Source organism: Stutzerimonas stutzeri (assembly GCF_024448935.1).
GTDB lineage: Bacteria > Pseudomonadota > Gammaproteobacteria > Pseudomonadales > Pseudomonadaceae > Stutzerimonas > Stutzerimonas stutzeri_AO.
Window position 1 is genome coordinate 18,669 of the sequence record NZ_JAMOIE010000020.1, and the last position, 12,772, is coordinate 31,440.

At 62.2% G+C, this 12,772-nt stretch carries 12 protein-coding genes; 5 read left to right on the top strand and 7 right to left on the bottom strand.

Annotated features, from left to right (window positions below):
- Positions 1-33 precede the first annotated feature (33 nt).
- A complete protein-coding gene (locus NA637_RS08230; protein WP_256071811.1) occupies positions 34-1,242 on the top strand; it encodes a pyridoxal-phosphate-dependent aminotransferase family protein in 1,209 nt (402 codons plus the stop codon).
- 36 nt (positions 1,243-1,278) lie between these two features.
- The gene (locus tag NA637_RS08235) at positions 1,279-4,278 is read left to right on the top strand and encodes an FAD-binding and (Fe-S)-binding domain-containing protein (RefSeq protein WP_256071812.1); all 3,000 of its coding nucleotides are present in this window, start codon (positions 1,279-1,281) and stop codon (positions 4,276-4,278) included.
- An 85-nt stretch (positions 4,279-4,363) separates the two neighbouring features.
- On the opposite strand, the gene rnt is transcribed toward NA637_RS08235, so the two are convergent.
- Positions 4,364-5,038 carry a ribonuclease T gene (rnt, locus tag NA637_RS08240; protein ID WP_256071813.1) on the bottom strand — a complete coding sequence of 225 codons (675 nt, stop codon included), beginning with the start codon at positions 5,036-5,038 and terminating at the stop codon, positions 4,364-4,366.
- Entirely contained in the window at positions 5,035-6,078 is a 1,044-nt protein-coding gene (gene pyrC, locus NA637_RS08245; protein WP_256071814.1) for a dihydroorotase, read from the bottom strand. The genes rnt and pyrC overlap by 4 nt, the downstream gene beginning before the upstream one ends.
- A gap of 183 nt (positions 6,079-6,261) precedes the next feature.
- Between pyrC and NA637_RS08250 the strand changes: the two genes are divergently transcribed.
- From NA637_RS08250 to gloA, 3 genes are all read left to right on the top strand, one after another.
- On the top strand, positions 6,262-7,158 hold the full coding sequence (locus NA637_RS08250; RefSeq protein ID WP_256071815.1) for a flagellar protein MotY: 897 nt from the start codon (positions 6,262-6,264) through the stop codon (positions 7,156-7,158).
- An 87-nt stretch (positions 7,159-7,245) separates the two neighbouring features.
- Positions 7,246-8,463, top strand: coding sequence for an argininosuccinate synthase (locus NA637_RS08255; RefSeq protein WP_256071816.1), 1,218 nt, complete (start codon positions 7,246-7,248; stop codon positions 8,461-8,463).
- A 141-nt stretch (positions 8,464-8,604) separates the two neighbouring features.
- Entirely contained in the window at positions 8,605-8,997 is a 393-nt protein-coding gene (gene gloA, locus NA637_RS08260; RefSeq protein ID WP_045429378.1) for a lactoylglutathione lyase, read from the top strand.
- 200 nt (positions 8,998-9,197) lie between these two features.
- On the opposite strand, the gene NA637_RS08265 is transcribed toward gloA, so the two are convergent.
- From NA637_RS08265 to NA637_RS08285, 5 genes are all read right to left on the bottom strand, one after another.
- Positions 9,198-9,377, bottom strand: a complete 180-nt coding sequence (locus NA637_RS08265) for a PA3496 family putative envelope integrity protein (RefSeq protein WP_256071817.1) — start codon at positions 9,375-9,377, stop codon at positions 9,198-9,200.
- A 109-nt stretch (positions 9,378-9,486) separates the two neighbouring features.
- Positions 9,487-10,125 carry an endonuclease III gene (gene nth, locus NA637_RS08270; RefSeq protein ID WP_256071818.1) on the bottom strand — a complete coding sequence of 213 codons (639 nt, stop codon included), beginning with the start codon at positions 10,123-10,125 and terminating at the stop codon, positions 9,487-9,489.
- 103 nt (positions 10,126-10,228) lie between these two features.
- Entirely contained in the window at positions 10,229-10,942 is a 714-nt protein-coding gene (locus NA637_RS08275) for an electron transport complex subunit E (RefSeq protein ID WP_256071819.1), read from the bottom strand.
- Entirely contained in the window at positions 10,939-11,706 is a 768-nt protein-coding gene (rsxG, locus tag NA637_RS08280) for an electron transport complex subunit RsxG (protein WP_256071820.1), read from the bottom strand. The genes NA637_RS08275 and rsxG overlap by 4 nt, the downstream gene beginning before the upstream one ends.
- A gap of 1 nt (position 11,707) precedes the next feature.
- Positions 11,708-12,736, bottom strand: coding sequence for an RnfABCDGE type electron transport complex subunit D (locus tag NA637_RS08285; protein ID WP_256071821.1), 1,029 nt, complete (start codon positions 12,734-12,736; stop codon positions 11,708-11,710).
- Positions 12,737-12,772: the final 36 nt, after the last annotated feature.

A 12,772-nucleotide genomic window follows, 5' to 3' on the forward strand; every position in this document is an offset into this window, starting at 1 on the left:
CAAAATACAAGAACAAGCGCACTGGAGAACCTCATGCTGAAGCTCGATTTCCACCCGTCCGGCCGCCATTTCCTGCAGATTCCCGGACCTTCGCCGGTGCCTGATCGCATTCTTCGCGCCATGAGCCTACCCACGATTGATCACCGCGGGCCCGAATTCGGTGCCCTGGGTCGCGAACTATTGAGCAAGATCCGTCAGGTGTTCAAGACCCAGCAGCCGGTGGTCATTTACCCCGCGTCCGGTACCGGGGCGTGGGAAGCGGCGCTGGTCAATACGCTGTCGGCAGGCGACCGGGTACTCATGTTCGAAACCGGCCACTTTGCCACCCTATGGGAAAAAATGGCGCGGCGGTTGGGGCTGGAACCGGAGTTTATCGGGCTGCCGGGTTATGACGGCTGGCGCCGTGGCGTGCAGGCCGAAATGATCGAGCGGCGCTTGAAGGAAGACAGCGGCAACACGATCAAGGCCGTCTGCGTGGTGCACAACGAGACGTCCACCGGCGTGACCAGCGATATCGCGGCGGTGCGCCGTGCCATCGATGCGGCCAAGCATCCGGCACTGCTGCTGGTCGACACGATTTCCGGCCTGGCCTGCGCCGATTATCAGCACGACGCCTGGGGCGTGGACGTGACCATTTCCGGTTCGCAGAAGGGCCTGATGCTGCCGCCGGGCATCAGTTTCAACGCGGTATCGGAGAAGGCGATCGAGGCCAGCCGCCTCGCGCAGCTGCCGAAGAGCTTCTGGGCATGGGACGAGATACTTGAACTCAACCGCAGCGGGTACTGGCCGTACACGCCCAATACCAATCTGCTGTACGGGCTGAACGAAGCGCTCGACATGCTGCTGACGGAGGGCCTCGATCATGTCTTTGCGCGCCACCAGCGCTGGGCGTCCGGGGTTCGCCAGGCCGTCGAGGCCTGGGGCCTGGAGGTGCAGTGTCAGGAGCCAAGCGTCTATTCGCCCGTACTGACCGGTGTGGTAATGCCCGAAGGGGTTGACGCTGACGAAGTTCGCAGCCTGATCTATCGCCGTTTCGACCTCTCATTGGGCACCGGGCTGGGCAAGGCGAAGGGCAAGATGTTTCGCATTGGCCATCTCGGTGACTGCAATGACCTCACCCTGATCGCCACCCTTGGCGGTTGCGAGGCCGGCCTGAAGATGTCCGGCGTGTCGCTCAAGGACAGCGGCGTACTCGCCGCACTGGACTACTTCGCAGCGAGCCCGCTGGACGAGTCGCACTGACATTCCCCCTTTTGATGGCAGACATGGGAGGTCGTGATGACTTCGTTTACCGAACCCGGAATAACGGCGAGCAAGGTGTCATCGGAGCGCTCTTCGGCCTTGGCTGAGCGCTTGCGGCGCGAGATCGCCGGCGACGTACTGTTTGATCCGGCGTCACGTGGTCGCTACGCGACGGACGCTTCGATCTACCAGATCACGCCGGTCGGTGTGGTGATTCCGCGCCATCAGCATGATTTGCAGGTCGCATTGGATATCGCCCGGGATGCCAAGGTGCCGCTGCTGGCGCGCGGCGGCGGCACCAGTCAATGCGGGCAGACGGTGGGAGACGCACTGGTGGTCGATACCAGTCGTTGGCTGAACCAGATCGTCGAGTTCGATGAAGATGCCCTGACCCTGGTGGTCGAGCCAGGGGTCGTGCTCGATGAGCTGAATCGCTGGCTCAAGCCACATGGGTTGTGGTTTCCGGTGGACGTGTCGACCTCGGCTCAATGCACCCTGGGCGGCATGGCCGGTAACAACTCCTGCGGCTCGCGCTCCATTCGCTACGGCAACATGGTGCACAACGTATTGGCTATCGATACGTTGCTGGCCGATGGCAAGGAGGCTCGCTTCGGTCTGCTCCAGGACCTGGCACAGGGGGATCGGGTACGCGAGATCGCCCAGGCAGTGCAGCGTATCGCCGAGCGCGAGAATGCCCATATCCGCGAGCACTACCCGAAGGTGCTGCGCCGCGTGGGCGGTTATAACCTCGACCTGTTCGACTGCCAGAGCCCGCTTCCCTACGACGCGGGCGGCCGGGTCAACCTGGCCCATCTGCTGATCGGCTCGGAAGGCACGCTCGCGGTGACCCGCCGGATCAAGCTCAAACTGGCACCGCTGCCCCAGCACAAGGTGCTGGCCGTGGTGAACTTCCCGACCTTCTACCAGACCATGGACCTGACCCGGCACATCGTCACGCTCGACCCGACAGCGGTCGAGCTGGTCGATCGGACGATGATCGACCTGTCGATGGAAAACCCGGCCTTCAAGCCAGTGATCGAGAAGGCATTGCTCGGCCAGCCACAGGCATTGTTGCTGGTTGAATTCGCGGGCGAGGAGGTCGCCGGTCTGCAGGAGCGGCTCGGCCGGCTGAGTGAGCTGATGGCCGATCTTGGGCTGCCTGGCAGTGTGGTCAAGATGACCGAGACGGCGGAGCAGACGGCGCTGTGGAACGTGCGCAAGGCCGGTCTGAACATCATGATGAGCATGAAGGGTGACGGCAAGCCGGTGTCCTTCATCGAAGACTGTGCCGTGCCGCTGGAGCACCTGGCCGAATACACCGCCAAGCTCACCGAGGTGTTCCACAAACATGGCACCGAGGGCACCTGGTACGCCCACGCCAGTGTTGGCACCTTGCACGTACGGCCGATTCTCGACATGCGCCGCGATGGCGCGCACAAGATGCGCGCCATCGCCGAAGAAGCATCGGCGCTGGTGCGTGCCTACAAGGGGGCCTTTTCCGGCGAGCATGGGGACGGCCTGTGCCGCGGGGAATGGGTGGCCTGGCAGTTCGGCCCGCAGCTCAATGCCGCATTCAAGGAGGTCAAACAGCTGTTCGATCCGGAAAATCTGCTCAATCCCGGCAAGATCGTCGATCCCCCGCGCATGGATGATCACAGTTATTTCCGCTTCCCCAAGACCTATCAGCCGATCCCGATGGCGCCGGTGCTCGACTGGTCGGAATGGAACGTGCTGCGCGATCCGCTGACCGGCAAGCAGAGTGCGCCCGGCAGCGGCGCCGATCCGACCGGTGGGCTGATTGGCGCCGTGGAGATGTGCAATAACAACGGCCACTGTCGCAAGTTCGACGCCGGCACCATGTGCCCCAGCTACCGAGCGACACGCGACGAGCAGCACCTGACCCGCGGGCGCGCCAACACGTTGCGACTGGCGCTATCGGGCCAGCTGGGCCCTGATGGGCTGGCCAGCGAGGACGTCAAGGCTGCGCTCGATCTGTGCGTCTCCTGCAAGGGCTGCAAACGTGAATGCCCGACCGGCGTCGACATGGCCAAGATGAAGATCGAGGCCCGTGCCGCCTGGGCGAAAAATCATCCGACACCACTGCGTGAGCGGATGGTTGCGGAAATGCCGCGCTATGCGCCGTATGCCCGCCACCTGGCCGGGGTGACTGATCTGGTCGAGCGTATGCCGCTGCTGTCGCGATGGATCAAGCGCGCGCTCGGGTTGGCCGGACAGCGTGCGTTGCCGCGCTTCGCTGGCAATTTCCTGGCGACTGCTCCGGCAAGCCGTTCGACGCATACCCAGGAGGTCCTGCTGTTCGTCGACACCTTCAACAACTACATGGAGCCGGAGAACGCGCGAGCCGCCTGTCGTGTACTCGAGGCGTCCGGGTATCGGGTCCACTTCAACCAGGCACCACAGGAGCGGCCGCTGTGCTGCGGACGCACCTACCTGGCCTCGGGGCAGGTCGACAAGGCCAAGGCGGAAGCCCGACGCACGCTCGACTATCTGCTGCCGTTCGTCGAACGTGGCGTGAGCATCGTCGGGCTTGAACCCTCGTGCCTGCTGACCCTGCGCGACGAATTCCTGCGCTACGGCTATGGCGAGCAGGCCAAGGCGTTGTCCGAGGCGTCCTTGCTGTTCGAGGAGTTTCTGGTCAGGGAGCAGGCTGCCGGTAATCTCCAGCTCAAACTCAAGGGACTGGACGCGCCGCGCGCGCTGTTGCACGGCCATTGTCATCAGAAGGCGTTCAATGCGCTACGACCGGTGGAGCAGGTGCTGCGCTGGATACCGGATCTGGAGGTCAGAACCGTCGAAACCTCCTGCTGCGGGATGGCCGGCAGTTTCGGCTACGAGCACGAGCACTACGATGCTTCGATGCAGATGGCCGAACTGGCATTGCTGCCCGCGGTTCGCAAGGCTCAAGCCGAGGATTTGATAGTCGCCGACGGCACCAGTTGTCGTCACCAGATCCATGACGGGGCCCAGCGTGATGCCTTGCATGTGGCGAGGGTGCTGGAACGGGCGTTGGCGTGATGTATCAGCGCGGGCGATCCCGCGCGCTATCGGCACGGGTTTGCCAGATGTACTGCTCTGGGCGGTCAGCCGGTGGCCCGGCTGCTCACTCGTCGAACTCTTCCCAACCGCCCATTTCTCTCCAGCGATTGACGATGCCGCAGAACAGCTCGGCGGTCTTCTCGGTATCGTAGCGCGCCGAATGCGCTTCACGCCCGTCGAAATCGATGCCGGCCGCCTGGCAGGCCTTGGCCAGAACGGTCTGGCCATAGGCGAGGCCGGCGAGGGTGGCGGTGTCGAAGCTGGAGAACGGGTGGAAGGGGTTGCGCTTGATGCCGCAGCGCACCATGGCCGCGTTGAGGAAGCCAAGATCGAAGCTGCTGTTGTGACCAACCAGAATGGCGCGCTTGCAGCCGGCTGATTTCACCGCCTTGCGCACACTGCGGATGATCTCGTTCAGCGCCTGTGATTCGGGTACTGCCATCCGCAGCGGGTGGTCCAGCTTGATGCCGGTGAACTCCAGCGCGGCAGCTTCGATATTGGCGCCAGCGAAGGGCTCCACGCGGAAGAACAGCGTTTCCTGCGGGTAGAGCATGCCCTGCTCATCCATGCCAATGGTCACCGCGGCGATTTCCAGCAAGGCGTCGGTGGCGCAGTTGAAGCCGCCGCACTCGACGTCCACCACGACCGGCAGAAAGCCACGGAAGCGCCTTGCCATCGGCGAGCGCGGCTTGCCTGGTTGGTTGCCTTCCAGCTCGTCGTCGAACTGCTCTTCGCTCATGCGCTTGTCTCCAGCCGCCATTGCAGGGTCTCGCCGGCGCGCAAGGGCACCACGTTATGCTCGCCGAACGGCAGATCGGCCGGCACGCTCCAGGGTTCGCGTACCAGGGCGATCTGCTCGGTATTGCGCGGCAGGCCATAGAAGTCGGCGCCGAAGTGGCTGGCAAACGCCTCTAGTTTGTCCAGCGCATTGCGCTGTTCGAACGCTTCGGCATAGAACTCGATTGCCGCGAACGCCGTATAACAGCCGGCGCAACCGCAGGCATTTTCCTTGGCGTGCTGAGCATGCGGTGCCGAGTCGGTGCCGAGGAAGAACTTCGGACTGCCGCTGGTCGCCGCATCGAGCAAGGCTTCCTGATGGGTGTTGCGTTTGAGTATCGGCAGACAGAAGAAGTGCGGGCGGATGCCGCCCACCAGCATGTGGTTGCGGTTGTAGAGCAGGTGGTGGGCCGTGATGGTGGCGCCGACGTTGCTGCCGGACGCCTCGACGAACTGCACCGCGTCGCGGGTGGTGATGTGTTCGAACACCACCTTGAGCGTGGGGAAGCGCTCGGTCACCCGGCTCAGCTGTTCGTCGATGAAGTATTTCTCGCGATCGAAGATGTCGATCTCGGCGCGCGTCACTTCGCCGTGGACCAGCAGCGGCAGGCCGACTTCGGCCATGGTTTCCAACAGCGGGAAGATATTGTCGATGCGGGTGACGCCGGATGCTGAGTTGGTCGTGGCACCGGCTGGATACAGCTTGGCCGCATAAACATAGCCGCTGGCTTTGGCGGCGCGTATGTCGTCGGGCTGTGTGCCGTCGGTGAGGTAGAGCACCATCAGCGGCTCGAAGCCGTTCCTGGCCGGCCGGGCGGCAAGAATCCGTTGGCGGTAAGCGTCCGCCTCGCTCGCGTTGCGAACTGGTGGTACAAGGTTCGGCATGATGATCGCGCGTGCGAACTGGCGTGCGGCGTCCGCCACGGTATGTGGCAGCGCTGCGCCGTCGCGCAGGTGAATGTGCCAATCGTCGGGGCGCAGTAATGTCAGTCGGTCGGACATGCAGATTTCCAGGCGGGTAAAACGTGCGGGAATGCTACCGGAAACGCGTGAAAAAATCGCCGCAGGCGGGTCTTCCGGCCGAAACGAGTAGCGACGAAGCGGGCTTGTGGTCCCCTGTCCGGTTCAAGTTTTTGCGCCTTGCACCGATATCCCGTTTGAATGTTGTTCAACGGGAAGCCTTACGTGCGCTTGCGTCTTCTGATTCTCAGCTGCCTGCTGATCTCCCCGGCCAATGCACTCACGTTCCAGACACGTCTGGAACGAGCGCAGTGGCAGGTAGAAGGTGATCAGTTCGAATGCCGACTGACGCAACCGGTGGCGGGCTTCGGCGCGGGAGCGTTCGTGCGCCGGGCTGGCGAACAGGCAACCTTCCGTTTGCAATCCGCTGATCGCTGGCTAAGTAACGGTTCGGCGACCCTGCTCGCAGCGGCCGCGCCCTGGCAGCCAGAGCGCAGCGATATCAATCTGGGTTTTGTCGCGGTGGCTGGCGGCGAAGACGTACCCTTCAAAAGCTCGCAGCGGCAGGCGGGTCGGCTGCTCAGCGGCTTGCTCGAAGGGCGCAGCCCAGTGGTGCGCCACCGCACGCGGCAAGGGGGCGAAGCGCTGGAGGTGCGGTTGCTGCCGGCTCGTTTCGGCAAGGCTTACGAGGACTTCCGCGCCTGTACAGCGAAGCTGTTGCCGGTGAATTTCGATCAGATTCGCCAGTCGCAAGTCGGGTTCCCCACCGGTGATGTAGCGCTCGATGCCTTGGCCCGGGCCAAGCTCGACATCCTTCTGCAGTTTCTCAAGGCCGACCCGACTGTCAACCGAATACAACTCGACGGTCATTCCGACAACAGTGGCAACCGTTTGACCAACCGCGACCTGTCCCGTCGCCGTGCATTGGCGGTCGAGGAGTACCTCGTCGCCAACGGCGTGCCGAAGGAACACATCACGCTGCGCTTTCACGGCGAACGCTATCCCGTCGTGCCCAACAGCAGCGAGGCCAACCGGGCCAAGAATCGGCGGGTGACCCTGCGCTTGGAGCGCGGGCCGGCGACCACCACTGCCGCAGCAGAGGGCGGTACACCGTCGACCTGATGCCGAGGGGTCGCATGCGCCCCTGTAAAACAAACGTCGCGACCAGTAGAATCCCCGCTTTCCTTACAATCCCGGGAGTGGATGGCAATGGCCGACGTAAAGAAGGTGGTCCTGGCGTATTCCGGTGGCCTGGACACCTCGGTGATCCTCAAGTGGCTGCAAGACACCTATAACTGTGAAGTGGTGACCTTCACCGCCGACCTCGGCCAGGGCGAAGAAGTCGAACCGGCGCGCACCAAGGCGCAGGCTCTGGGCGTCAAGGAAATCTACATCGACGATTTGCGCGAAGAGTTCGTCCGCGACTTCGTCTTCCCGATGTTCCGCGCCAACACCGTTTACGAAGGCGAGTACCTGCTGGGTACCTCCATCGCCCGTCCGCTGATCGCCAAGCGCCTGATCGAGATCGCCAACGAAACCGGCGCCGATGCCATCTCCCACGGCGCCACCGGAAAGGGCAACGACCAGGTCCGTTTCGAACTGGGCGCCTACGCACTCAAACCGGGCGTCAAGGTCATCGCTCCGTGGCGCGAGTGGGACCTGCTCTCGCGCGAGAAGCTGATGGATTATGCCGAGAAGCATGCCATCCCGATCGAGCGCCACGGCAAGAAGAAGTCACCGTATTCCATGGACGCCAACCTGCTGCACATCTCCTATGAGGGCGGCGTGCTGGAAGACACCTGGGCCGAGCACGAAGAAGACATGTGGCGCTGGACGCGTTCGCCTGAGACCGCACCGGATACCCCGACCTACATTGAACTGACCTACCGCAAGGGCGATATTGTCGCCATCGACGGCAAGGACATGTCTCCGGCCCAGGTGCTGGCCGAGTTGAACCGCATCGGCGGTGAGAACGGCATTGGGCGTCTGGATATCGTCGAGAACCGTTATGTCGGCATGAAATCGCGCGGCTGCTACGAGACCCCCGGTGGCACCATCATGCTCAAGGGGCATCGGGCCATCGAGTCGATTACCCTCGACCGTGAAGTGGCTCACCTGAAAGACGAGCTGATGCCCAAGTACGCCAGCCTGATCTACAACGGCTACTGGTGGAGCCCTGAGCGCAGCATGCTGCAGCAGATGATCGACGCGTCGCAGGTCAATGTGAACGGTGTGGTGCGTCTGAAACTCTACAAGGGCAACGTCATCGTCACCGGCCGCAAGTCGGACGACTCGCTGTTCGACGCCAACATCGCCACCTTCGAAGACGATGCGGGCGCCTACGACCAGGCCGACGCGGGCGGTTTCATCAAGCTCAATGCGCTGCGCATGCGCATCGCCGCCGGCAAGGGCCGCAGCCCGCTCTAAGCCGCAAGCCGCAAAGCGAGTCTCGCGCTGCTTGAGTCTTGAGTCTTGAGTCTAGAAGCTTGAAGCTTGAAGCTTGAAGCTTGAAAACCCCGGCCGCGAGCCGGGGTTATGCTTTTCGCCCCGCTGATCAGGAGAGACATCATGAGACTGCTGCACACCATGCTGCGAGTCGGCGACATGGAGCGATCCATCGCCTTCTATACCGAAGTGCTGGGCATGACCCTGCTGCGACGTAAGGATTATCCGGAAGGCAAGTTCACCCTGGCGTTCGTCGGTTATGGCGACGAAGCGCATAACAGCGTGCTGGAACTGACCCACAACTGGGACGTTGAAAAATATGACCTGGGCGACGGTTATGGCCATATCGCGCTGGAGGTTGAAGACGTGTACAAGGCCTGCGAGGACATTCGCAGCCGAGGCGGCAAGATCACCCGCGAGCCGGGGCCAATGAAGCATGGCACCAGCATTCTTGCGTTTATTGAAGATCCGGACGGCTACAAGGTCGAGCTGCTCTCTCCGTCGCGCCGGGACTAGCAGCGACGCCACAAAAGCCCCAATCACGGGGCTTTTTTGTTGTGCGCCAGGCATGGCGCGTTGCGCGTAAGCGCAACTGGCTTGGCTGTGGTGGTCAAGCGGGCGACTCGGAGGTGAAAGTCCTCTATACACCCGGTATACGGAGCCGTACGTACGGTGGTGTGAGGGGTACGGCGGGAGCAATCCCGCCTCCTGCTCGCTTATAGATCGAAGTCGAACTCGTTGAGCTGCTTCTGCAGCCGGCGCTCTTCGAGCAGGTTGTCGATGATCCGACGCTTGGTCAGGTTGGTCTTGGCGACTTCGACTGGCGCCTCTGCACTATCGTCTTCGTCATCCGCGACGAAGTCATCTTCGATCTGGATCTCTTCTTTCTCGGACACTTGTCTCACTCCCCGGCTTGGGCGCGCTGTTGGCGCACCTTATAGCGACAAAAGAGGAGGCCGTAAAAAAGATTTTTTCAATCGTGCGATAGGTATTCCCATTGGCCGCTCAATGGTCCGACGTCTTGTGCTTGTACTCGCAGAGATCCTCGATCCGGCAACTGCCACATTGTGGCTTGCGCGCCTTGCAGACGTAGCGCCCGTGCAGGATCAGCCAGTGATGGGCGTCGAGCAGGTAATCCTTCGGCACGAATTTGACCAGCTTGCGCTCGACCTCCAGCACGTTCCTGCCCGGGGCAATATTGGTGCGGTTGGCGACGCGAAAAATGTGAGTGTCGACCGCCATGGTGAACTGGCGAAACGCCGTATTGAGCACGACATTGGCCGTCTTGCGCCCGACACCCGGTAGCGCCTCGAGGGCCTCGCGATTGTCCGGAACCTGGCTGTCGTGTTGCTCGATGAGGATGCGGCAGGTCTCGAGTATGTTCTTCGCCTTGCTCGGGTAGAGACCGATGGTCTTGATATAGCTGCACAGACCTTCATAGCCAAGCGCATGGATGGCTTCGGGGGTGTTGGCGACCGGGTAGAGCTTGGCTGTTGCTTTGTTGACGCCGACATCAGTGGCCTGCGCCGAAAGAATCACGGCTATCAACAGCTCGAACGGCGTGCTGTAGGCGAGCTCGGTCTTTGGCTCCGGATTGTCTTCATGAAACCGGCGAAATATCTCCCGGCGTTTTTCAGCATTCATAAGGCAGTTCCAAGCTTCCAGCTTCCAGCTTCAAGCCACAAGCTTGGGCGCAATAACGATGGCTTCACGCTGCTTCTACTTGCCGCTTGAGAGGCTTGCAGCTTCAATCAATCACCCCAGTGACTCGCACACGGCGGCTCTGGCCAGGCGCATCTGGCTGCGTCGCCCCGGCGCGCTCAGTGAAATGCTCGTCGATACGATTTTTCAGGGCGATCAGCAGGCCGAGCACGATGAAGGCGCCGGGGGGCAGGATGGCCAACAGGAAGCCCTTGTAGTCACTGACCAGTGTCAATTGCCAGTCGGCCGCAATCGGGCCGAACAATAGCTGCATGTCGGCGAACACCGCGCCGGTGCCCACCAGCTCGCGCAGGCCGCCCAGCGCCACCAGCACCAGTGCGAACCCGAGGCCCATCAACAAGCCGTCAAAGCCTGCAATCAACGGGTTGTGTTTGGCGGCAAAACCGTCGGCACGGCCGAGAATGACGCAGTTTGTCGTGATCAGCGGGATGAAGATGCCGAGTATCTGATAAAGCTCGTAGGTATAGGCCTGCATGAGCAGCTCGATGCAGGTCGTCAATGCCGCGATGATCATCACGAAGGCGGGCAGCCGCACCGCGGTGTTGACTACGCCACGTACCAGCGATACGCCGACATTCGAGCAGATCAATACCAGGGCAGTGGCGAGCCCGAGCCCGAGCGCATTGACCGCCGAGTTGCTCACGCCGAGCAGCGGGCACAGCCCTAGGAGCTGGACGAGCGCCGGATTGTTCTTCCACAGGCCGTTGATACTCAGTTCGCGGTAGCTTGGATTGCTCATTGGCCTCGGTCCTGCTCGGTGTGCGGATCGTTGATCGGCAATATATCGCGGGTCGCGGCGGCGCCGGCCCGTGAATGTGTAGCCACCTCGTCGGGCTCGACCTCGTTTTCAAGCGCTGCCTCGGCTGCTATCGGAGCCGTATCGGTGGCGAGCAGCTGCTGCTTGTGAGTCGCGAAATACTGCAGGGCCCGATGGACCGCGCCGACCACGGCACGCGGGGTGATGGTGGCCCCGGCGAATTGATCGAACTCGCCACGATCCTTCTTGACGGCCCAGCCGGAGGCCTCCGGGTTGCTCAGCGAGCGGTTTTCGAAACTGCGTATCCAGGGGCTCTTGGCCAGCTCGACCTTGTCCCCCAGACCGGGTGTTTCCCGATGCGCGACCACGCGCACGCCGGCAATCCGCCCGTCGGCCTGCACACCTATGAGCAGGTGGATCGCACCGCTGTAACCATCCGGTGCAATGGCTTGAAGGATCACCGCGCTTGGCTGGCCGTTCTTCGTTGCGATATAGGCCGGCATGGCCTGCCGCGTGCCGAGCAGCGGATCCTGTAGCTCGACGCTGCTATCGAGCAACTGATTGTCGTAGGTGTTTTTCGGAAGAATCTGGTTAAGGGCGCGTAATTGCGCGGCGCGCTCCGAGGCTTGGATGCGTTCTGCAGTGAACTGCTGCAGCAGCGTCACGCCGCCAACGGTGAAAATGGCGAACAGCCCCAGCACCAGGCTGTTCTTAAGCATCGAGCGACTGAGTTCAGGGATGATCATGTCATTCGCCCAGCTTGAAGCCGCGCTCGGCCTTGCGGTGGCCATAGGTGCGCGGACGGGTGTAGTAATCGATGGTCGGAGCCGACAGGTTCATCAGCAGCACGGCGAAGGCCACTGCGTCCGGATAGCCGCCCCAGGCGCGAATGACATAAACGAGAATGCCGACGCCAGCGCCGAAAATCAGTCGCCCCTGGTTGCTGGTGGCGCTGCTCACCGGATCGGTGACGATGAAGAAGGCCCCGAGCATGGTGGCGCCGCTGAGCAGGTGGAACAGCGGTGAACCATGGCTATCGGAGCCTGACCCGTTCCAGAACAGGAGGCTCATGATTGCCAGCGCGGCAAGCATGCCAATAGGCGCATGCCAGGTGAATAAGCGTTTGTGCAAGAGGAACAGCCCGCCGGCAAGAAATGCGAGATTGATCACTTCCGAGCCAATGCCGCCGAAGTGGCCGAACGCGGGGTTGGCCCAGAGCTCATCCACAGTAAGACTCTTGTTGACCTTGAACACATCGAGCGCGGTGGCTTGTGTCCAGCCGTCCGGCAGCGAGGCGATGCCGAGGATGTGTTGCAGGCCGGCGCTCAGCCCGACCGTATGGGGCACAGGCCAGGTCGTCATTTCCACAGGAAAGGAGACCAGTACCACCACATAGCCGATCATCGCCGGGTTGAAGGGGTTCTGCCCAAGGCCGCCGTAGAGCTGCTTGCCGAGTACGATGGCGCTGCCGGTGGCGATCAATGTCAGCCACCAGGGTGAGTACGGCGGCAATGCCAGCGCTAGCAGGACTGCCGTAACCAATGCGCTGCCGTCGCGCAGGAAGAACTGCACCGGACGTTGCCTCAGCCGAAGTATCAGTGCTTCACTGCCGAGCGCGACAGCGCTGGCCCAGATCAGGTTAATCAGCGTTCCGGCGCCATACAGCCAAGTCAGCGCGATCACGCCGGGCAGGGTTGCCGCCAGGACCAGCAACATGACGCGCTGAGTGCGGTTGCTCCCCGTGGTGTGCGGCGAGGTGATTCGGGGCAGGGCCATTGGCTCTCCGGTAGACGTTCGAAAGGAATCCTGATC